The sequence below is a fragment of the Micromonospora parva genome (assembly GCF_000718515.1).
GTDB classification, from domain to species: Bacteria; Actinomycetota; Actinomycetes; order Mycobacteriales; family Micromonosporaceae; genus Micromonospora; species Micromonospora parva.
In genome coordinates, this window is the sequence record NZ_JNZS01000015.1 from 25,713 (window position 1) to 44,167 (window position 18,455).

General features: G+C 66.1%; 20 protein-coding genes. 4 read left to right on the plus strand and 16 right to left on the minus strand.

The features are described 5' to 3' along the window. Positions 1-215: 215 nt before the first annotated feature. Positions 216-1,376, minus strand: a complete 1,161-nt coding sequence (locus IF22_RS0121120; RefSeq protein WP_156057746.1) for a hypothetical protein — start codon at positions 1,374-1,376, stop codon at positions 216-218. A gap of 164 nt (positions 1,377-1,540) precedes the next feature. Between IF22_RS0121120 and IF22_RS0121125 the strand changes: the two genes are divergently transcribed. Beyond that, positions 1,541-2,128, plus strand: coding sequence for a GIY-YIG nuclease family protein (locus IF22_RS0121125; RefSeq protein ID WP_245233690.1), 588 nt, complete (start codon positions 1,541-1,543; stop codon positions 2,126-2,128). A 211-nt stretch (positions 2,129-2,339) separates the two neighbouring features. On the opposite strand, the gene IF22_RS35105 is transcribed toward IF22_RS0121125, so the two are convergent. The 5 genes from IF22_RS35105 to IF22_RS35110 all read right to left on the minus strand — a co-directional run bounded on the left by IF22_RS35105 (position 2,340) and on the right by IF22_RS35110 (position 8,489). Continuing rightward, positions 2,340-3,710, minus strand: coding sequence for a hypothetical protein (locus IF22_RS35105; protein WP_156057748.1), 1,371 nt, complete (start codon positions 3,708-3,710; stop codon positions 2,340-2,342). After that, positions 3,707-4,114, minus strand: coding sequence for a hypothetical protein (locus tag IF22_RS0121135; protein ID WP_030334626.1), 408 nt, complete (start codon positions 4,112-4,114; stop codon positions 3,707-3,709). Before IF22_RS0121135 ends, IF22_RS35105 begins: the two co-directional genes overlap by 4 nt. Before the next feature lie 69 nt (positions 4,115-4,183). Further along, positions 4,184-7,612, minus strand: coding sequence for an AfsR/SARP family transcriptional regulator (locus tag IF22_RS34550; protein WP_081883930.1), 3,429 nt, complete (start codon positions 7,610-7,612; stop codon positions 4,184-4,186). A gap of 20 nt (positions 7,613-7,632) precedes the next feature. Further along, complete coding sequence (locus IF22_RS34555) at positions 7,633-8,256, minus strand: TadE/TadG family type IV pilus assembly protein (RefSeq protein ID WP_081883931.1); 624 nt, start codon at positions 8,254-8,256, stop codon at positions 7,633-7,635. Then, positions 8,253-8,489: a hypothetical protein gene (locus IF22_RS35110; RefSeq protein WP_156057751.1), complete on the minus strand. Its 237-nt coding sequence runs from the start codon at positions 8,487-8,489 to the stop codon at positions 8,253-8,255. Before IF22_RS35110 ends, IF22_RS34555 begins: the two co-directional genes overlap by 4 nt. Before the next feature lie 247 nt (positions 8,490-8,736). Here IF22_RS35110 and IF22_RS0121155 point away from each other — a divergent pair, with 247 nt between their 5' ends. After that, positions 8,737-9,591, plus strand: a complete 855-nt coding sequence (locus IF22_RS0121155; RefSeq protein ID WP_030334633.1) for a hypothetical protein — start codon at positions 8,737-8,739, stop codon at positions 9,589-9,591. 73 nt (positions 9,592-9,664) lie between these two features. Here IF22_RS0121155 and IF22_RS0121160 read toward each other — a convergent pair whose 3' ends face one another. The 10 genes from IF22_RS0121160 to IF22_RS0121205 are packed head-to-tail and all read right to left on the minus strand — an operon-like array spanning position 9,665 to position 17,010. Continuing rightward, positions 9,665-10,156 (minus strand): TadE family protein, encoded by a 492-nt coding sequence (locus tag IF22_RS0121160; protein WP_081883932.1) that lies wholly within the window; start codon positions 10,154-10,156, stop codon positions 9,665-9,667. Then, positions 10,153-10,581, minus strand: coding sequence for a TadE/TadG family type IV pilus assembly protein (locus tag IF22_RS0121165; RefSeq protein WP_030334638.1), 429 nt, complete (start codon positions 10,579-10,581; stop codon positions 10,153-10,155). The genes IF22_RS0121160 and IF22_RS0121165 overlap by 4 nt, the downstream gene beginning before the upstream one ends. Then, on the minus strand, positions 10,578-10,778 hold the full coding sequence (locus IF22_RS0121170; RefSeq protein WP_030334640.1) for a hypothetical protein: 201 nt from the start codon (positions 10,776-10,778) through the stop codon (positions 10,578-10,580). Before IF22_RS0121170 ends, IF22_RS0121165 begins: the two co-directional genes overlap by 4 nt. A 30-nt stretch (positions 10,779-10,808) precedes the next feature. After that, entirely contained in the window at positions 10,809-11,666 is an 858-nt protein-coding gene (locus IF22_RS0121175) for a type II secretion system F family protein (protein ID WP_030334642.1), read from the minus strand. After that, a complete protein-coding gene (locus IF22_RS0121180; protein ID WP_030334645.1) occupies positions 11,663-12,568 on the minus strand; it encodes a type II secretion system F family protein in 906 nt (301 codons plus the stop codon). The genes IF22_RS0121175 and IF22_RS0121180 overlap by 4 nt, the downstream gene beginning before the upstream one ends. Continuing rightward, on the minus strand, positions 12,565-14,091 hold the full coding sequence (locus tag IF22_RS0121185; protein WP_156057754.1) for a TadA family conjugal transfer-associated ATPase: 1,527 nt from the start codon (positions 14,089-14,091) through the stop codon (positions 12,565-12,567). The genes IF22_RS0121180 and IF22_RS0121185 overlap by 4 nt, the downstream gene beginning before the upstream one ends. Continuing rightward, positions 14,084-14,890 carry a hypothetical protein gene (locus IF22_RS0121190; RefSeq protein ID WP_030334649.1) on the minus strand — a complete coding sequence of 269 codons (807 nt, stop codon included), beginning with the start codon at positions 14,888-14,890 and terminating at the stop codon, positions 14,084-14,086. Before IF22_RS0121190 ends, IF22_RS0121185 begins: the two co-directional genes overlap by 8 nt. A gap of 1 nt (position 14,891) precedes the next feature. Then, the gene (locus tag IF22_RS0121195) at positions 14,892-15,572 is read right to left on the minus strand and encodes an SAF domain-containing protein (protein ID WP_081883933.1); all 681 of its coding nucleotides are present in this window, start codon (positions 15,570-15,572) and stop codon (positions 14,892-14,894) included. Continuing rightward, positions 15,569-16,453, minus strand: a complete 885-nt coding sequence (locus IF22_RS0121200; protein WP_030334653.1) for a hypothetical protein — start codon at positions 16,451-16,453, stop codon at positions 15,569-15,571. Before IF22_RS0121200 ends, IF22_RS0121195 begins: the two co-directional genes overlap by 4 nt. After that, positions 16,447-17,010 (minus strand): hypothetical protein, encoded by a 564-nt coding sequence (locus IF22_RS0121205; protein ID WP_156057757.1) that lies wholly within the window; start codon positions 17,008-17,010, stop codon positions 16,447-16,449. The genes IF22_RS0121200 and IF22_RS0121205 overlap by 7 nt, the downstream gene beginning before the upstream one ends. Before the next feature lie 304 nt (positions 17,011-17,314). Here IF22_RS0121205 and IF22_RS0121210 point away from each other — a divergent pair, with 304 nt between their 5' ends. Both IF22_RS0121210 and IF22_RS35115 read left to right on the plus strand, forming a co-directional pair. Next, entirely contained in the window at positions 17,315-17,767 is a 453-nt protein-coding gene (locus tag IF22_RS0121210; protein WP_030334658.1) for a hypothetical protein, read from the plus strand. Next, positions 17,764-18,384, plus strand: coding sequence for a hypothetical protein (locus IF22_RS35115; RefSeq protein ID WP_156057760.1), 621 nt, complete (start codon positions 17,764-17,766; stop codon positions 18,382-18,384). Before IF22_RS0121210 ends, IF22_RS35115 begins: the two co-directional genes overlap by 4 nt. The last annotated feature ends 71 nt before the right edge of the window (positions 18,385-18,455 follow it).

The window sequence follows — 18,455 nt, forward strand, 5'->3', positions numbered from 1 at the left end:
TGTTACGGAGAGTCACGTATCATCGTGTAGCGTCAAGATATATGTGTCAGTGCCGGGAACATCGGAAAGGTCCCCAACCCGCCGCATTTAATGAGAGAGACTCCGCTCAGATTCCAGCCGCCATGACGACCGACAGTTCGGTTTGAGCCATCCAGCCGATCACCGGCAAGGCGCATGGCGGCTCTGGTATCAGCCCATGTTCTTCCAACTGAAGCTTAAACGAAACCTGTCTCCTCGAGCCCGTTCAGCGACGGGTTCCCGCGTGACAGTTCGGTGTGGATCAGATGGCATAGACTCCGCCGTAGTTGGGCGATCGTCAGCGTGGGCTTGCTGGGCGACACGGAGGGAAGGAACGCATCAGACAAATAAGAGACCCGACGTTCACCAGCGTGAATGAAAGACGATCGCACGTTGTACGCATTCTTGAAAGCCAATCGTACCGCAGCCGCGCTGCCGAAGAAGTGCTGCGGAACTTCCTCCGACCATACACCACTAACGGCGCTACGCGAAACTGAGTCGTATTGCCACTCGTATGTACGAACAGGCTCGCGCCAGAAATCCAGCGGTATATTGGCGGCCGCGTAGTTGGCGAAAGACTCGGCAAGCTTAAGATGCTTGAGGTGACGGTCATCGAGGAGGCGCTCGCGTATCGCGGCGGCCTGAAAGTGGTCGAGGTTGAGCTGTGCCATGAACTCGTCCCAACTCTCAGCACCCGACCAGTCCGGCCACGAACTAAGCTTCTCACCGAACCGCTGCGCCAGCGCCTCGATTCCACCGACCAAGAGCGAAAATGCGCCGGAAACGTCGCTGGGCAGGAGCAACACAGCGCAATAATGCATATGAATCGCCGAACAGATCGCCTCCATGTCTTTCTGACCTAGACTGGTGATACGCGCGGCGGCTTCGAGGAATCTGCGGTTCACCTGCCTCCAAGGTGGCAGCGGAGCATCGAGGATCGGGTCGATGCGCCCGGCCAGAGGCACAGCCATGATCCCACTTTCGACTCCAAGGAAGACCTCCGGAACGACTTGGCAACGTCGATCGGTCGCGAAGGTCAGCAATGCTCCGAGCAAGGCGTTGAACTCGGGCTGATCGAAGTCAGCCACCTTTGCGGTCGGACGTATCGCGCGGACTAGCGTCACACCGAGCGGGCTGGGAGAGCCGGGATGATCGTGACGCGATTGTGCTTCCGCAGCTAAGAAACCTTTACCTTCGGCGGGTGTCAGGCCGGGATGTATCAAACGCTGCGCCTCAAATCTCGGCTTCTTCTTGCGACTTTGTGTCCGTAGCCCTTCTATCCAAGCCTTGAGCAGCCTCGCGCCAGTAGGGTCATCAGCTTTGATCAACTGTTCCGCCTGCCATAGTGGTTGCCGCAACCCTACTGAGCCTGCGGCACCAGGGCCCGGACACGGTACGTCCGCACATGCCGCGAGGTGCGAGTTAGGTAGTGTCGCTGCCGGGCTGGTGTACCTGCCGTTACGTGAGGCAGCGGAGCCTTCCGGGTCGGGCCACGATCCGCCCGGGACCTACGATGCTCTCGATGACGAATCCCGAACGGCCACCTGAGGACGTACCCACCGAGGAGGCCCGGGTCGACGAGGCCCTGCGACTACTCTCCGGCGTACCGGTCGAACTCGATGCCGCCGTTAAGCGGCTCAGTCGCGGCAGCGGTGTCTACGCCTGGTGGGCTGCTCCCTCCGTCTTTCCCGACCTTTCCGGGCTGTCGAATGACAGCGTCCCGTCGTTACGGATGCTGTACCTCGGACGGGCGAACAGCCTGCGGGGACGGGTCCTTCGCAACCATCTGAGGCATTCGGGCAGCTCGACGCTGCGCCGTACCCTGGCCGGGCTTCTAACGGCCGAGGGCTACCGCACGACCTGGACCGACCGTGTCGTCCTGATCGCCGAGGATGAGGTGCGGCTGACCACGTGGATGCACACGCACCTGCGATTGACCTGGGCCGAAGCCGCGGAACCGACGACCATCGAGGCCGAACTCGTGCGGCGTCTGCATCCGCCGCTCAACGTACACGGCGTCGGCCCCGAGCACGTCCAGGTCGCCGTGGTCGCCGCCAAGAACTCCTACAATGCCAGCAGCCGCCCGCCCGAGCCCCTGCGAGAGCCGTAACTCGTTGCCGACATCCGCACAGGTGCGGTTACGCGCCCACGCCGCGACGAGGGCGAGAGCCTTTCGTTACAAGGGCTGCGGCGGCCGTCATGGTCTCTCATGAGGTTCGAGACGCTCGTCGTCATCGTGGACATGGTGGGCCGAGCGGTGAGGTACTCGTCGGCAGCCGGGCGGCCGGCCTCGAAGGCCGTAATCCGCCGTCAGTCTGACTTCACCGAAACCGATGGGCATCCCGCCGCGAGGACGGCTCGACCGGGAACCAGAACGGCTCCGATTTGGAGGTCCTCGCTCGCGGCGGGTTGGGAAACGCCCTGGCCGAGAGACTCGCCTTCCCATGATCATCAGCGGCGTCCTGCCGCTGTAGCAGCGCACGGGAGAGATCCTGCACAACGTCGTCTCCTCTTACGGCGGGACGCCAGCGCTTCGTGGCACGGAAGACGAGGGAGCCGGCAGGGCGCTGCAGCACCCCCTCGTCCTTCACGAACAGGTCACGGCGCTGCAGGGCGGCCGAGAGCCCTTTGTGAAGGGTCGCCGCCATGAACGGAAGCTCCGCGTTGAGGCGCGCGATCTGCGGGATGTGCCGATCAGCCGGCTCGCCACGGTCGCTCGTACCGAGGGATCGCAACCAGCGTAGGACCTCTGTCAGTTCGGCAGCAGTGTCGCGAGCTGGGCCGACCAGAGGGGTGGCACGAAGGTCGGCAGCCGCGATGGCTGCTTGCCGCCAGCCGCCGATCATCTCCGGGTATCCGGTGCTGGAGAGGATATGCACCGCGAGGCCGAGTTGAGTACCAAGCTGCAGGTGTGTGCTTGTCAATTCGCCTGCGTTCTGCCACATCCAGGTTCGCGCTGCGCTGACGGCTGCGACCGCATCGTCCACGGTCCTGACGGCCGGTGCGGGATTCAGCGGGGACCGGGCAATGTCGAGTCCGTGTAGCTGCGGTTGCCCACGGCCCAGGGCGATCAACTCCCGAGTGACGGCACTCAAGCGGCTGCTGGCGGTCCACCTCGCGGCTTCCGCGGCCGGCCGGTAGATCTCGGTGAGATGGCCCCGTCTCTGGTCGAGCCATCCCGGCAGCGCGATGTCGATCATAATTGCGGCCGAAGTGAGCCTGGCGATGTCGGCAACGCCAGATTGGACGCCACCGCCAGCTCGAATCGCGAGACCCTCCGGAGTACGAGGTGTCTGTCCAGGCGGAACGTGACTGGCGAGGATGTCCCCGATCACGCCGATCGCGTCTGCAGCCCGACGCAGCGAACGCGCCGGCCCGGCGACCACGACGGCAGGAGACGGCGGGTAACTCCGATCGACAACCGCAGCAGCCTGAAGCCCGACGTACAGCTGGGTCAAACTCTGCCCACGTCTAGCCAGAATGGCCGTGGCACGAGCCCGGTCTGGCACCTCCGCTGCCGGGCGGCCGCCAACCAGCAGGGCCGCCGCTCGTGCCAACTGTGTGTAGATGGCTGACCTGGCAATCACGGCGCCATTGATGTCAGCCGCCGCCATGGCGCGGCTTTGACCCATTGCAACAGACGCGGTACGTAAGGCCTGGTACGCCTCGTTGTACCACTGACCGACGGTCATACCAGGGCCGCGACCGCGCGTCGTAGCTGTTGGGCGCCGGCGTCATGGCTGAGCCGTCGAGCCAAGTCCTCGCGATCGTCGCCGGCCCGACGATCGTGGTAACGCGCGAGTTGCTCCAGCATCGTCGTCACGGCAAGGCGGGTTTCAACGTCATCTCGGACCGGCGCCCCAGCGTCAACAACCACGTCGTCGAGGTCCGAGTAGAGCCTCGCCCGGACGTCAAGCAGCTCCAGGCCGTAGCGGTCCCAGGCAAGGTCGGTGCCGGCCAGGCACTGCCATGCCTCGATCGCCAGCTGAATGGCTCCCGCCGCGACGGTGCCATCGACACCCTGTGCAAGTCGAGCTGTGATCTCTCGGGCTGCCTCGGCATAGGTCATGCCGTGGGCTTGGTTCGATGTCAGCATCAGGTTTTTCCCTCCGTGATTTGACGTATCGCGCACAGACGGAATTCCGCCCGATGCTTACTAGTCGGTCTAGCTGGTCCCGCTCGTCGCTGACAGCAGATCTGGCAGGAGTTCGCGCAGTAGGGCATAGGTGACCGGTGTCAGGTCTTCGGGCACCTCGGCTTCCCGGGTGCGCATCAGCTCACCAAGAAGGTTGCGCAGCTCCGCAGTATGTCCCTCGGTTTGCGCAGCTCGCATGACGTCGTGCCAGGGCCCGTCGTCGCCGCGCTCCGGATCGGCCAGCCAGGCCCGCTGTACGGCCCAGCGAGCACCCGTGGTGTCGCCCGCATCGAGGTAGAGCTCGGCAAGTTCGTGGGCGGTGTCGACGACAGCGGAGGTGATGTGCCCCGGATAGATATCGGACTCGGGTAGCCAGGTGAAGGGGTTGCGAGTGCCGGTGGCGTAGGCGCGGTCGGCTCCGTCGAGAGGGACACCCCGAACAAGCTCCAACGCGGCTCGTAGGTCCTTTACGCCGGCAGGGCCACGGCTCTCGCCGCGGCTGCGCAACCGGCGGAACAGGTGCCAGTCCAGCAGGTAGCCGGGCGCCAACCGATACAGCCGGTCGGATCCCATCTCGGGCAGCCAGGCGTTGCCGTCTGCATTCTCTCCCAGCCACCGGCGGGCGCGGGTGATGGCCACCCGACGGCTGGCGTCCTTGACCTGCTGATCGGGCCACAACGCATCGGTGAGCTGCTCGGCGGATGCGCCGCGGGTGCCACGTTGCGCAAGGTAGACGATGAGTTCTGCATGGAAGCGGCGACGCTGGTCGGGCACCGGGCCCGGCGCCTCGACGTCGACCGCACCGAGGACGCTGATCCGGGGCCGGTTCCTGTCCTGCTCGCGCCAGGCCCGCAGATCCGCATCGAGCTGCGGATCGGCTTGGCGGCGACGCTGACGGATGGCGGCGGCAACCTCGCGCGGCGGGACCGTGGCGACGGTAAGAGCGTCTTCGATCCGGGGCACGGCGACGATGGGGTCCGCCGGAGTCGACATGTTGCCGACGCCGATCGCTGCTTCGTCGGATGTTGGCGCCGTCGGTGCGGAGGGCTCGCTCGTGCTGAGGAGGTCGAGCACTGAACCGGCGGCGTCGGTGTGTTCCGCCCACGGCTCCAGCTCCCTAGCCGGCGGGGTCGGCTCATCCGCGGCTCCTCGTGCCTGCGTCATGATCTCAACGAGCGGTTCCAGCTCTCGTACGGGTAGTCCGGCTGCGGCACCCTCGACAGTCAGGAACGGCAGGGCTAGGTGCAGCAGGCCGTCCTCGCTGATGACGGCGGTGTTCGGGCCAGCGACAGAGGCCTCCCTGGTGGTGCTGGCCACCGCGACAGCCGACCGCCCCACATCCCGCAGGTCTGTCCCCAGCTCGGCAAGTAGGCCGATGTCGCTCGGATCGGGATCGGCGACAAGCAAAACTTGAGGTACCCAGGCTTCGCCGACGTCGAATATGCGGCCAGCAAAGGTGTCTGCCGCTCCGGTCGCATTGAGGGCAGCCGCCACGGCTGCGGCACGGCGGCGAAGCCGTGTGACAGCCTCACCGACTGACGCGACCGCCCGCATCCGGTCCGGGTTGAGGGCGACCAGCAGCTCTGTCTCCGACACCGGGAAACCGGTGACCAGCACCTCGACGTCGTCGGACCATGAGTTGCAGGCCAACTCACAGGCGAGGTAGCGCAGCAGGGCGATGGCACGTTCGTTGTCACCGGCGATGGTGAGGCTGCCAAGACGTTCGAGGTCGATCAGCAGGTGTCGGCCGGGCTGCGATCCGACGGCGACGAGAGTGGGTAACGGTGCTAGCTGCTCATTGACCGGCGGGATGATGGCGTCACCGGGCAGGGTCCAGATCCTTCGGTCTCCGTTCCATGGTGCGGGAGGTTCTGGGTTGGGCTCGCTGAGCGCCACCGTGACCTCGCGGTCGGCGATCCAGGCGGCGGCGATGTCCGGCAATGCCTGTTCCCGCTCCGCCAGCGCTGCGGCGAGGCTGCGTAGGGCGAGGTCGAGCCGGTCGACGTCGGCGGGTTGCTCGGCCACCCGAAGAGCTCGCTCCGTGGCACCACCTCGAGGATGTGGCAGCCTGCGGCCCGGCCGACGATGCTGACGTTGGTGGCGTCGGCGACGTACCACGCTGGCGACCAGCAGCGCGGAGAGCAACCCTGCGCCGGCCAGCGATCCCAGCACGATCGCCTCGTCGAGGTCGCTGTCGTCCGTCGAGTCCGTGGGCTGGTCGTTCCATGTCGAAGGGTCTGCTGTCACCCCTGCTGTGGTCGACGGTTTGGCCGCCGTGGACGGGCTGGCTGAGGCGGTCGGCGTTTCGGTTGGAGGTGCTGAAGGAGCAGGCGGCGAAGCTTGTGCGCCTGGCTGATTCCCGCCAGTGTCCGGTGGGCGGGGCACGCTGGGGCCGTCGACTTCCGGCGCGCTCGAAGACGGTTGGTCGGGGTCGTCGGCCACGAGCTCACCCTGGGCGTGATCGGCAGGGCCCCGATCGTGAGCGTCCTTGGGCAGGGTTACGCGCCAGCCGCGCTCAATGTGGTTCGGGAATCGGTGGTCACGTCGTTCGAGTTCCGGATTGACAGCGGCGATCTCGGCATAGCGGTCGGCGTCGCCGAGAAAGCGTTGAGCGACACCAGCCAACCAGTCGCCGCGCGCCACCTCATAGATCAGCGGTCCGGCCGTTGCGGCTGAAGCCACCATTACCGCTTTGGCTGTCAGGGAGGCATCAACCGGGATCCGCAGCCTCCAGCCCGCGTACACCCTGGTGTTGCCTGGTTGGAGGCTCCGCCCGTCTGGTTGCGCAATGCCATGGTTGGCCTCGGCTAAGCGCTGCCAGGAGACGTTGTACTCCTCCGCGATGTCGAGCAGGCTCTCCCCGCGCTCCACCGAATGTTCGAGGTAGCCGACGGCGTTCGGACCACTCGCCGGTGCGGCCGCGAGTGAAGCGACCTGCTCCGGGTTCACTTGCTCGGGTGCGACCGAGGGAGGACTGGCGATGGCGGCGGGCACTGATGCGGATGCAAGTGCCGGAGCGGCGAGCGCACCGAGGATCGCGGCAACCAGCGCGGCCGCCGCGCGCTGCTGCAGTCGCATGCCGGGGATTCGAGTGGTGTTGCGCGGGACACGACCTCGCCGATGCCCACGCAGTTGGGCGATGGTCTCCACGGCCAGGGCGACCAGGAAGGTGGCCCAGGCCCACGCCGCCAGCACGACGGCGACCCAACCGATCAGCGCCAACGTCTGCAGAAAGAGGTCTCCATCGTCCTGGCTGCCGAGGGCGTGCCAGACCTGGGAGGCGGCTGCGCTCGGGTCTTCGACCAGGTCGGTGAACCATGCTCCCAGACCAGGCAGCGGGTTGCCGGCGGCCCAGACGAGAAGTACCGGCAGGGCGACGATCAGCGCGACCACGGCGAGGGCGCCGAGGCCGTCGAGTGCTCGCCTACCCCGACCGATCTTCGGGACGGTCCGCGCCACGGTTACTCCTTCCCTGTCTGTTACTGAGCGATAAGGGTTGCGGTCGCCCGGCCGGTCACCGTCGTGCCCGCTCCCCCACCGAACAGGTCGAGCAGGATCGGGTTGTAGGTGACAGTGACGGTGACGGTGAGCTGCTGGGCGCCGTCCACCGTGACGGTGCCCGTGACTCCGTGGAGGTCGCCGAGGTACGCCTGGACGGCGGTGGAGGCCATTGATGCGTCGATCTCCTTGGAGCCGCCGTCGATGGCCTGCCCTGCCTTGATTGCCTGCCCGCCTGCCCGGGCCGCCTCGGCCGCGATGTTGTCCGCCCGTTGGTATGCACGCACCTTGGCGCCACCGTCGACGACGAGGCCGATCAAGGCGAGGAAGGCCGGCGCGAGGACGGCGAACCAGATCGTGATCCGCCCGTCGTCGTCGCCCAACCGGCGCCGGAACGTGGTCGCTGCCGTGTGCCAGCCAACCCTTCGGATCCTTCCGACCATTTTCCGATGCCCCTGAGCTGCTGGCCTGGTGGCTTTCGGTCCGCCGCACGATGCTGCAACGTTGACGTTTCGCCGGAATTCCGAATGATCGACATCAATTTCAAGGCGTTCGGCAACCCGGTGAACTGAGATGCGAGCGTGCTGTTCGACTTCATCCGTCATCTCGACAACCGATCGACGAGTTCAACCGGCCGAGCAAGCCCTACCAAGACGTGCCAGGGGTGCCGCCGGCAGACGACGAGGTCGCGCAGCTGTTTATCGGCTGGCGGATCTGACTGACCATCGGTCCCGACCTCTCGATCGCCGCCCTTCGCGAACACCGCATCCTCGACGAGGCCCCTGGCACCGGCGACGACGTCCGCCGCCTCGCCGACCTGTTCGGCCTGAGCAACCATGTGGGCACCCACTCCACCGCCACCCTCGACCATCCCGACCACACCCGAGCTCGTCCCGGAAATGAAGCACAGCCAGGCCACCAGCGCACGGAGAGAACTCACGACCAGGACGAACTCAACACACTCCCGCCCGCAGCGTTGCTGGCCGCTCCCGTAACGCGTCTGCCGAGCCATCGGCGAACGGCCGCGCCGCGGCGTGACGGCCGCCCTTACCGTGGAGACACGGAGCCAGCGACGGAGGTAGATTGTGACGCCATTCGAGGGCCATGACTTAACTGGCGACGTTCCTTTGCGATTCGAGTACGACCACGAATCCTCCGCTGACGACGGATTTGAAGAACCGGACGGGATATCCGCGATCATTCCGGAAGGCGGCAGCGAGGATGTTGATATTTGCTTCGGCGACCCTATCCTCCCCCCGACCCCGGCAACCTTTGGCATATACGAGGTCATCGAGCCCATGACGTTCGTGCCAGAGTCCACGTCCGCCTCGCCCGACGAGACCCGTGGTTTTGGTGACTCGCCTCGCAGTGATGAATTCCTGGAGAGCCTTGAGGCACCCGGACTGGAACACCTTGAACCAGTAGGGGAGCCAGCAGAGGAATGGCGGGAGTACGGAGAGCTCATCAACGCCGCACTGAGGTCCAAATATGCCGATGAGCAGGAGTCGCTCAAGGAGGAAATCACAAGCTTCGTTGCACTCCACCCCGAGCACACCGAGCAGCTCGATACTAGAAGCTGGGATCGTCTCGACAAGGACGTGCAGGCGGCTGCCCGTGATATCTGGACTGAGGCCGCCAACCTCGTCGCCAAAGCCGTCACCGAGCTGAACCAACGCCGTGAGTTCTTGGACGCTCTGCAGAACTGGACAGATCCCACACGCGAGGCATCTGCCGGAGACGGCAACAGACAGCGGCAGTTCTGGGCCGCGATGAAGAACCTGACCCAGGACCTGGCCCGCGACCTCGCGATACAGCTGGCGAAGGAGGCACTAATCGAGATGCTGTTTCCTGGCGCCCACGTCGTTCTTCCGCCGAGCGGGCTGGTCGATGCGATCCTTACCGCTTGCACCGTGCTGGAGATTGCCGACGAGGCAGACTGATCACCCCTACTGCACTGTCCGCGCTCCGAAGCTACCAATCCAGTTCCTGAACCGGGGCTCAACGCTGCGCTCATCACGCACCACCCGTCCTCGGGTTCGCAGCGGTAGGGGCCTCAGTCATCCCGAACCCGAGAGCTCTGCTTCGGTACGTGTCCAGCGGGCTAGTGAAGGAAGCCGTGAGCGGCACAGTGCCGGGCATCCCGGGCAATGCGACATCAGAGAAGGTAGCGGTGCAGCTAACTGTGGCGGTAACGGTGGTGGGCTGGCCGACAGGCACACCGAAGCCGGTGGTGGAAACGGTGACGTCCAGGTCAGCGCAGCTGAGCCCCTGGGCGTCGAGGGTGGAGTTGGCGGCGGCCAGCGCCTGCGCGTTCGCCTCGCTCGCGGTGCGTTCCAGGGATGCCGTACGGGCGGCGTCGTAGGCCGCCGCTTCAAGCGTCTGGCGGGCGAGGTTGACCCGGCCGCCGATGAGGACACCGGCGAGCAGCGCCAGGATAGCCGGCGCCACCACCGCCATCTCGATGCTCGCCGAGCCGCGCTGATCGCTGATCCACCAGGTGTTCATGGCGTGGTTGGCCGCTCGACGGGTCCGTGGGCGGACTTGCTGATGGTCCAGCTGAACCCTGGTAACACCGTGATCGCGTGGCCGGTAACGGTAACGTGCACCTCTGTTCCAGTGCGGGTGACGTCGACCTGCTGGTCCTCCAAGCCCACCCCAGCGGTCGACAGAAAGCTGATGGCTCGTGTCTCTCCAGCTGCGGCTGACGATTGGTAACCCCGTGCAGCGTTGACCCCTTGTGTGGCCGCACCCAGCGCGATGGACTGCGCGAAGAAGACCAGCCCGGCCTGAACGACGGCGAAGGTCAGCAGGATCATCGGCAACGCGATGATGGCGAACTCGACAGGTGAGCTGCCACGGTCGTTGAGCCAGGGACCCGTCTGCCCGCGTCTGGTCAGGCTCAGGCAGACGGTGGGCTGCCAACGGGTCACGGCTGGGTGGGAATGAGGGCGACCCAGCCGTTGGCGACGGCCACGATCGCACCGGCGACGACCACAGCGCCGGCGACGAGAATGGCGGTGATGACGGCGGTACCGACTGGGCTGTCGCCGCGGTCAGCCTGAGCTGGATCGGTCAGGTACTGCCAGCGAGTCACCAGACGGGTGGTGATGCCGTGGATGGTGAACATGCGGGTTCCTTCCGTGGAGGGATGTCGAAATCAGCGGACGAACAGTCGGGCCATGAACGGGTAGCCGATGAGGACAAGGAGTACGAGGATCAGCGCCGCAGCGGGGATGTCGAGCTTGTTGGTACGCAGCTCGGCCAGGGCGAGGGCCTCAGTGCGGATCCGGTCTCGCATCGAGTCGGCGCGAGCGCGGAGTGTCTGATGGACGTTGGCGCCTTCGCTGCCGGCGGTACGCATGATGTCCGCCAGGTCACCCAGCTCGATGACCTCGATGTCGCGGGCGAGGACCTTCAGTTCGTCCCATGGCGGTCGCAGTTGCAGCTGGGCGCTGAGCAGAGCTTCTCGGATGCGGGCGAAGACCCAGCCGTGGCAGACGCTGGCCGCGCGGTCCAGCGACTCCACCGGGCCATGTCCGCCAAGAACCTGATGCGCCGCAAGGTCGAGGTAGGTGCACATGGCCCTGGTGAACTCGGCCCGAGCGACCGCGGCCTTCGACACGACCTCACGGTGGGCCAGTACTGCACCGGCCAGGGCCGCGGCGATCGTCGCGCCCACAGGGATGAACACCGGGATTGGCAGCGACAGCACCGCAACGGCGACGGTGATCAGGGCGGGCAGGATGAAACAGAACAGCGCCGACAGGCCCAAGGTGAGGAAGTACTGGTCGGTGGTGCGGTCCAGCAGCCGCAGGTCGGCGTACGGCACCGTGAAGCGTCGCCGAAGCCAGCTGATGCCGGCCGGGGTATTGCTGGCAGCGCTCAGCGGGTGAAGCCGCCGAAGCGCGGGACCCAGCGCCGGCGGAGCGGGAATCAGCTGTACGACCAGCAGGAACACCCCGAGCCCGGCCATCGCGCCGGCGAGGACCATGGCGGTGAGGTAGCTGTTGCTCATGCTCTCGCCGCCAAGGTCTGCACCTCGACCGGTGGTAGCAGCCGTTCCCGCTTCGGCGGCAGGCTGAGCTTGCGGACCGAAGTCATGAGCACGACGTACAGGCCGGCGAGGAAGAGCAGCACGAGCTGCCCGAGCACGCTGCCGTACGGCTGCAGGTAGTGCGGGTTGATCACCCCGTAAGCCAGCAGCAGGATGGTCATGCCAGTCAGGAACCGAACGGCGAAGCGTGGGCCCTCGCGTTTCGCGTCCACCGTCGAGCGCATCTCGATCTCGGCCGCGATGGATCGGCTGATGCCGGTCAGCACTTCGTGCAGACCTTCACCGCGGTCAGTGACGTGCAGCATGAGCGGGGCGATGACCTGGTCAGCGGTGTAGTCGGTGAGGTCGTCGGCCATCTGCTGGAGAGCAGAGATCGGGTCGGCGCTGCCCTGCAGACGCGCCGCCAGGTCGCGGACCTCCTGCTCGATGAGCTGCGGTGCCGTCGCGGCGGTGGCGACTACGGCCTGCTGCAGACCGATTCCCCGGGCGACGATGTCAGCCAGCCGGCGAGTCCAGGCTTCCACGGCCTCCAGCCGGGCAATCGCCTGCTTCTCCGCGCGACCGGCGGCGAACAGCCACGGTATGCCGGGGAGGGCAATGCCGATGATCACCCCCGCGGCGGGCCAGCCGCTCAACAACCAGGTCAGGGCCCCGACGCCAATCGCCATCAACAACTTGGTCTGGCGGGCGCGTTGCTCCCGACGCGTACGTCCAGGTCCAGTCCACCAACGGCGGGCCCGCTGGTGTAGACGAGACGGAGGCCGGGGCGGCTGGGTGGTCCCCGCGACGCCGACAACGCCTAGGACCGCACCGGAGACAGCAAGCATGCCCGCCAGCACCGCAGCGAGGTCGAGCAGGCTCATCGCTGCCTCTTCAAAGTGTCGAGACCGGCCGTCCAAGCGCCGTGGTTGTGCTCGCCCTGCTGGATGTAGGCGGTCAGTTGGCGCGGGTCGTAGCCGATACGCAGCAGCGGTTCGAGTAGCCGCTCCGGTAGGTGCCGGGGCACGGCGCGGCCATCTGGGCCAGGCCCGAATATCTGGGTCGTGACGAGTTGGTCTCCGCTCATCCCGCCCACTTCAAGAACTTCCGAGACGTAGCGGTGTTTGCGCCCACCGAGCTTGGTTTCGTCCTCGACGTTGACGTACACGATGAGGTCGATGGCGCCGCCGGCCATCCGCCGTGCCAGTTCGGCGGTCATCTCGGGCCCGTGCTGCAGCGCCAGCTCGATGACGCGGTCCATCACTGCGCGGGGGTGCCGGGCGTGGATGGTGCAGAGCGAGCCCTTGCTGGTAGCCATGGCCTGCAGCATCGGCACGATCTCCCGGGATCGGACCTCACCGACGATGATCCGCTGCACGGACATCCGGAGGGTAAGCGGGATCATGTCCATGATCGTGACCTCGCCGGCGGGCCGACCGTCGGCACCGCGGGATCCGTGGCCTTCCCGCGACTCGAGGCTCATCGCCCATCGGTGTCGTCCGGTGGTGTGCAGACCGAGCTCGCGGGACTCCTCAAGAGTGACGAACTGCTCCCGGTCGGGGATCTCCCGGGCCAGACCACGTAGCAGGGTGGTCTTACCGGCATCGGCCAGTCCGGCGACCATGATGTTGAGGCCAGCTGCCATGGCCGCCTTGAGGAACTGGCAGATCAGGTCATCCATGGCGCCATACCGGTCGCGGAGGTCCTCCAGGCTGACATCCATCAGGGTGTGCCGGCGGATGGCCGCGTAGGGGCGCACCGCCACCTGCATGAGCACGGTGAGACGGCTACCATCCGGCAGCTGCATGTCCAGCCACGGCTTGGTCGACGACAGCGAGCGCTCGGTCGCGCCTGCGCGCATCGCCAGGACCTGGAACATGTCGATGAGTTCCTTGTCGGTCTCGGCGACCGGCTCACCCACCGTGATCCGACCGTCGGTGTGCTCGATCCGCACGTTGTCGCAGCCGAGGATGTGGATGTTGACGATGTCCGGACGATCAAGCAGCTGCTGCAGACGGCCGAGGCCGAACATGTCGGCCGCGACCGCATCGAGCAGGGCGTCTTCTTCCGCCTGCGAGATCGGCTGCCCGGCCTGATGCAGCGCGTCGACGTGCTCGCGTACCAGCCGAGCGGCGATGCGCTCCGCTTCGGCGTGTCGGTGGGCGTTGGAGACGTTGGGCGTCTCCCTGAGTGCGACGGTGAGCTCCGCGCTGACTCGGGCACGCAGCAGTCGCACCGCTGCGTAATCGATGTTGACCGGCGCAGAGTGATGTACGGCGGCGGGCGAGTCAGGCTTTGACCTGAAGGCTGCAGGATTGCCATTCGTCGGCCAGCGGTGACCGTTCGTGGCAACGCGGTCGACCGGCGCCGGCCATGTCGGGCCGCTGGACGGGCGCTCATCAGGCACGGCCACTCCCCCTCGTTGACGTAGGTGCCAGACGTGCGCGCCGCCGTGCGATGGCGTCGCGTACCACCGGCTCCGCGCTGGCTGCGGCTCGGAGTAACCGCTCGCTGCCTCGCAGTCGACCACCGCCGTCGCTCAACACCTCGGCGGTACGCCGGTCGTCGGGAAGCTCGATCGCGGTGGGTAGCTGCAGTCGCTGCTCGATGTCTCGTCGGCTGTAGAGACCATCGCCAATCAGGGCCAGGGCAAGAGACCCGGTCCCCTGGCCGTACTGGGTCAGTTCTCGCCGGAGCATCTCCGCCGCTCCTGCTGCCGGTGCGATGGTCCGCAGGGTCGCCACGCGTACCACGAGGAGCAGAAGATCGGCGCGGAGCAGCAGCGGCCACGGCGGTGTGCTGGTCGCGAGTCGGCCGCAGTCGGCGATGACGTCGTAGCCGGGATCGCGATACTCCAACTGGCCGAGGAATGCGGTCAGCGGCTCCCAGGTCGGTCGGATGGTGCCCGCCTGGACTGTGTCGTTGATGCCCGGCAGGACGAGACGCTGTCCAGGATCCTTGGCGTCGAGGTCGACGAGCTGGTGAGGAAAGGCGTCGGCGAGCTGGTCGCGGAGGGCCGCCGCGGCCAGCGGCAGGAGGCCGATCGGTGGGATCTCAAGTCTGGATAGATACCCGCTCAGGATGCTGCCGCCAGCCGGGTCGCACTCGGCAAGTACGGTGCGTCCCTGCCAGGACAGAGTGCACGCTAACGCGGTGGTGGTGACGCCGGGCGAACCCTTGGCCGAAACCATCGCAATGATGGCCACGTCAGCTCCCCGTGGTCAGTGCGACGACGATTTGACCGGCAGCCGCACGGGACGCGATGAGCGGTCCTTCCCGATCGGGGACAGCGACGTTGAGGAGCGTTGTTCCTTCCTTGGCGCCGGCCCGTACGTCCACCACTGTGGCCTTGATGCTGATCGGCGTAGCCGTCGGCTGCTGCTGGCTCGAGACCGGACCGTCGTCCGCGGTGACGACGAGCAGTACCCGAGCACCAGCCTTCACCCTCTCGGCGGGCATGCGCTCCTGCGGCAGGCTGACCCCCACCAGCTGCTCACCCTGCTTCGGTACCGCCGTCTCGGTCAGCTGCGCCCTGGTCAGCAAGGTTCCGGATACCAGTCCGACTGCGGCGAACTTGCCGACAACTTCGTTGGCAGCGCTGGCTCTGATCGGCTTGAGCGCCGGGTCGACGGTGATGCGTACCGTGCGGAGATCCGACCGATCGATGGCGGAGCCGGCCTCGACCGCGCTGTTCACTGCCAGGTACTCCGCAGTGGTGCCGACCTTGCGTAGTACTGCAGCAGCAATCAGTCCACCGGCCGCAACGAGCGCTACCGCCAACCAGACGAGTGCTGGCCGCCAGCGGCGTTGGGGTGCAACCCGGGGAACGGCGTACGGTGCAGCAACCGGCGAGGCAGTGCGGGAGGGCGTGATCGGTGCGCTCGTCATGACGTGATCACCTGCAGTTCGTCGATGTCGATCGTGGTCGTGGAGGACAGGTCGACGGTCTGGGATCCGGTGGTCCCGCCTCCACCGCTCCACGTGACCAGCCACGACGTGGTCGCTGTGACCGTGTATCGACCTCCGGCCTCGGTGCTGCTCGGCCGGGAGTAGCCGTCATAGCCGCAGTCCGGCGACTTCTTGTTGCCGTATGAGGGCTGATGAGGGGTGCCCGGCGTGGTGCAGGTGACCGAACTGCCGTCGCCCATGCTCCAAACGATCTTCTGCGCCTTGGCGGTGGCGGTCACTGACCGTCCTGGCACTGCCGCTGTCCGCGTGATCGGGCCCCAGGTACTGGGACTCACCGTGTTCCAGAGCCAAATGGGCAGTCCGACCAGGCCGGCGCCGTCTGTCTGTGGAGCGATTCCGATGTTCGGACCGTCCAGGTTCATCTGGGCGACGGCTCGTTGAGCGAGCTCCTGGTACGACGGCAGGATTCCCGCTGGCGGATCCGCCGACCAGGTCGCCGGCGTCTGCGAGGCGACACCTCCATAGATGCCGCACGTGCGGATGCTCCAGTAACCATCGGTCCGGCCGCCCGGCGGAGGGGGGACTCGGCTGACGTAGCAGGAGCCGTCCCAAACGCCGAGGCCATCGACCACGCACGGCACGGTCTGGCCCTCGTAGCTGCAGCCCTGGCCGGCACCGCCACCGTTGTTGCTGCCTCCGCCGCCGTTACCGCCGCCCCCGGTTCCGGGCTTCTCCACAACCCAGTAGCAGTTGCCCAGTGCGTCGCAGTGCTCGTAGTCGGCGTACGCCGCGTTCGGTGCTACGAGACTGCCGCCGCCGATCGCGAGGATCAGGGCGGTGAACACCCTGCGGATCAACATGGCCTCTCCCGCTGGGCGCTGACCTCTCGAATACGCCACTGGCCATCGTCGAACAGCTCCGCCTTCGCGATCACCACGTACCTCGTTGCCTGGCCCGTGGTCCGCACCGACTTGCCGGTCTTCTTGGAGACCACATCCCACGCGCCGGTGTCGAAGCAGTCCTCCACCTCTGCGGCGAAGGGACGTCGGCTCGTGTCGACCGTGCTCACCTTGGGCGTGGAGGTGGGTTCCCCCTTCGTGACGAGTCCTTGCTGAAACTTGATCAGCAGGTCCTGGCGCACGGTCAGCAGCGCAGGCTCAGCCACGAATCGGTCAAGTTTGGCGTTGTAGTCGCCCTTGTTCGACGCGGTGACATAAGCCCGTACGTAGTTCCGGTAAGCGGCCAGTGCGGACGCCTTCACACTGGCGTCCTCCGCGTCGATGCTGGGAGGCGGTTGTGAACTGACCGGTCCTGCATCCGGCGTGGCACCGCCATCGTCCGAGGTGCATGCCATCAGGTTCAGGGCTAGGGCAGCTGCGATGGCGGCGCGGCTCGTGATCAGTTGAATCTGACGCAACGACGCTTCCCCCTTTTACTAGGCGTCCAGCCCGTGGCCGTACTGCAGGCTGCAAGGCGGGCTCTTCCGCAACCCCGGCATTGAGATGACTGGGCCAGGGCCTGGGCAGAGGCGGCAGGTAGTAATGGCGCTGCAGCCGTCGCGGAGGAGCACTCTGGCAGCGGCCAATGACACTTCAGCCCCGTTGGCCACGCCCGCTGCCAGAGGCTCGTAATGTTACGCACACACCGCGTAGCCATGTCAATGCTTGATTCCATCAAGGACCTTCGTGTAAACCTTGTGTTCCAAGTCGCAAGGAGTCCCGATGGTTGATGCGGACGATTCAGCTGGCGAGACGTTCGCCGAACGGCTCGACTGGCTATTTCTCCATGTCAGAGACCCCGCGGGTAAGCCCTATAGCGTCCGTCACGTCGCGAACGAGTTGACGCGGCGAGGTTGCAAGATCTCCCACACTCACCTGAGCAACCTCCGACAGGGTCGATCGCCCGACCCGCGGCGTTCGGTTGTCGACGCCATTGCAGCCTTCTTTGGGCAGCCCCCCACCTTCTTCGCTGAGACGTCAGAGGATCAGCATGAACACAGGCTCGCCCAGGCCCTGACCGATCCGCATATCAAGCAGGTAGCCATGCGCCTGATAGACGCCCGGCTATCACCAGAGGGCCACGCGGCAGTCGTCGCCATGATCGAGCAGGTGCAGCGACTCGAGGCTGCCGCCCGCAGCCGGCTGAGGAACACCGATCGGCAGCCCCACTCATGACCGACGTCCTCAAACAATCAAGCCACCGGCCGCCGGTCACCGCCGGCTGCGTACGGTTACAGAGCTGGTGGTGGTACGACGACCGGACCACAGCGTGGAACGAGCAGCAGATTCGCCGATGCGACGAGGTCCTACACAGCCTGACCCTGCCAACGTCCTTCACGGTGGGCGAGTTCTGCACGGAACTGGAGCAGGCCCGAGGCCGACCGCTGGTGGTGAAGGGTGTCCGGACGCGCCGAGCAGATGCTCGCGCCATGTGGTGCCGCGGCGCGACGACGGATCACATCTTGATCGTTTCGGCTCTACCTCGCCTCCACCGGGACCATCTCGTCCTGCACGGCATCGGCCATATGGTCTTCGATCACGTCGGTAGTCCCGCCGTCGGCCGCGATATCAGGAAGGCTCTCCATACAGCCGACCTGGCCGGCCTGCGGCGGGATCTCAAGCGGGTCGTCTACACCCATCGCGAGGAACACCAGGCCGAGGTGTTCGCCACCCGGGTGCTGCAACTGACGAACGGCTGGGTAGCACCAAAGCCATCTTCAGGATCCCAGACACAGATGCTGGAGCAGCTCTCCTCCGTTCTCGAGTACCACGCGGGCAGGTCAGTGCGGTGAAGCCGCCGAGTGCTCGCCACGGGACCAAACCATGCCGGAGCCCGATGAACAGGGAATGCGATGCAACGTCA

Bases quoted from the DNA above. Each gene is read 5' to 3' on its own strand.
- IF22_RS0121170 (WP_030334640.1), bottom strand. From the start codon at position 10,778: ATGTTCACCATCCACGGCATCACCACCCGTCTGGTGACTCGCTGGCAG.
- IF22_RS0121135 (WP_030334626.1), bottom strand. From the start codon at position 4,114: ATGCTGACATCGAACCAAGCCCACGGCATGACCTATGCCGAGGCAGCC.
- IF22_RS0121175 (WP_030334642.1), bottom strand. From the start codon at position 11,666: ATGAGCAACAGCTACCTCACCGCCATGGTCCTCGCCGGCGCGATGGCC.
- IF22_RS35110 (WP_156057751.1), bottom strand. From the start codon at position 8,489: ATGGTTGCTCAGGCCGAACAGGTCGGCGAGGCGGCGGACGTCGTCGCC.
- IF22_RS0121210 (WP_030334658.1), top strand. From the start codon at position 17,315: ATGGTTGATGCGGACGATTCAGCTGGCGAGACGTTCGCCGAACGGCTC.
- IF22_RS0121125 (WP_245233690.1), top strand. From the start codon at position 1,541: ATGACGAATCCCGAACGGCCACCTGAGGACGTACCCACCGAGGAGGCC.
- IF22_RS0121200 (WP_030334653.1), bottom strand. From the start codon at position 16,453: ATGTTGATCCGCAGGGTGTTCACCGCCCTGATCCTCGCGATCGGCGGC.
- IF22_RS0121160 (WP_081883932.1), bottom strand. From the start codon at position 10,156: ATGAACACCTGGTGGATCAGCGATCAGCGCGGCTCGGCGAGCATCGAG.
- IF22_RS35115 (WP_156057760.1), top strand. From the start codon at position 17,764: ATGACCGACGTCCTCAAACAATCAAGCCACCGGCCGCCGGTCACCGCC.
- IF22_RS0121180 (WP_030334645.1), bottom strand. From the start codon at position 12,568: ATGAGCCTGCTCGACCTCGCTGCGGTGCTGGCGGGCATGCTTGCTGTC.
- IF22_RS0121195 (WP_081883933.1), bottom strand. From the start codon at position 15,572: ATGACGAGCGCACCGATCACGCCCTCCCGCACTGCCTCGCCGGTTGCT.
- IF22_RS34555 (WP_081883931.1), bottom strand. From the start codon at position 8,256: ATGACGGATGAAGTCGAACAGCACGCTCGCATCTCAGTTCACCGGGTT.
- IF22_RS35105 (WP_156057748.1), bottom strand. From the start codon at position 3,710: ATGACCGTCGGTCAGTGGTACAACGAGGCGTACCAGGCCTTACGTACC.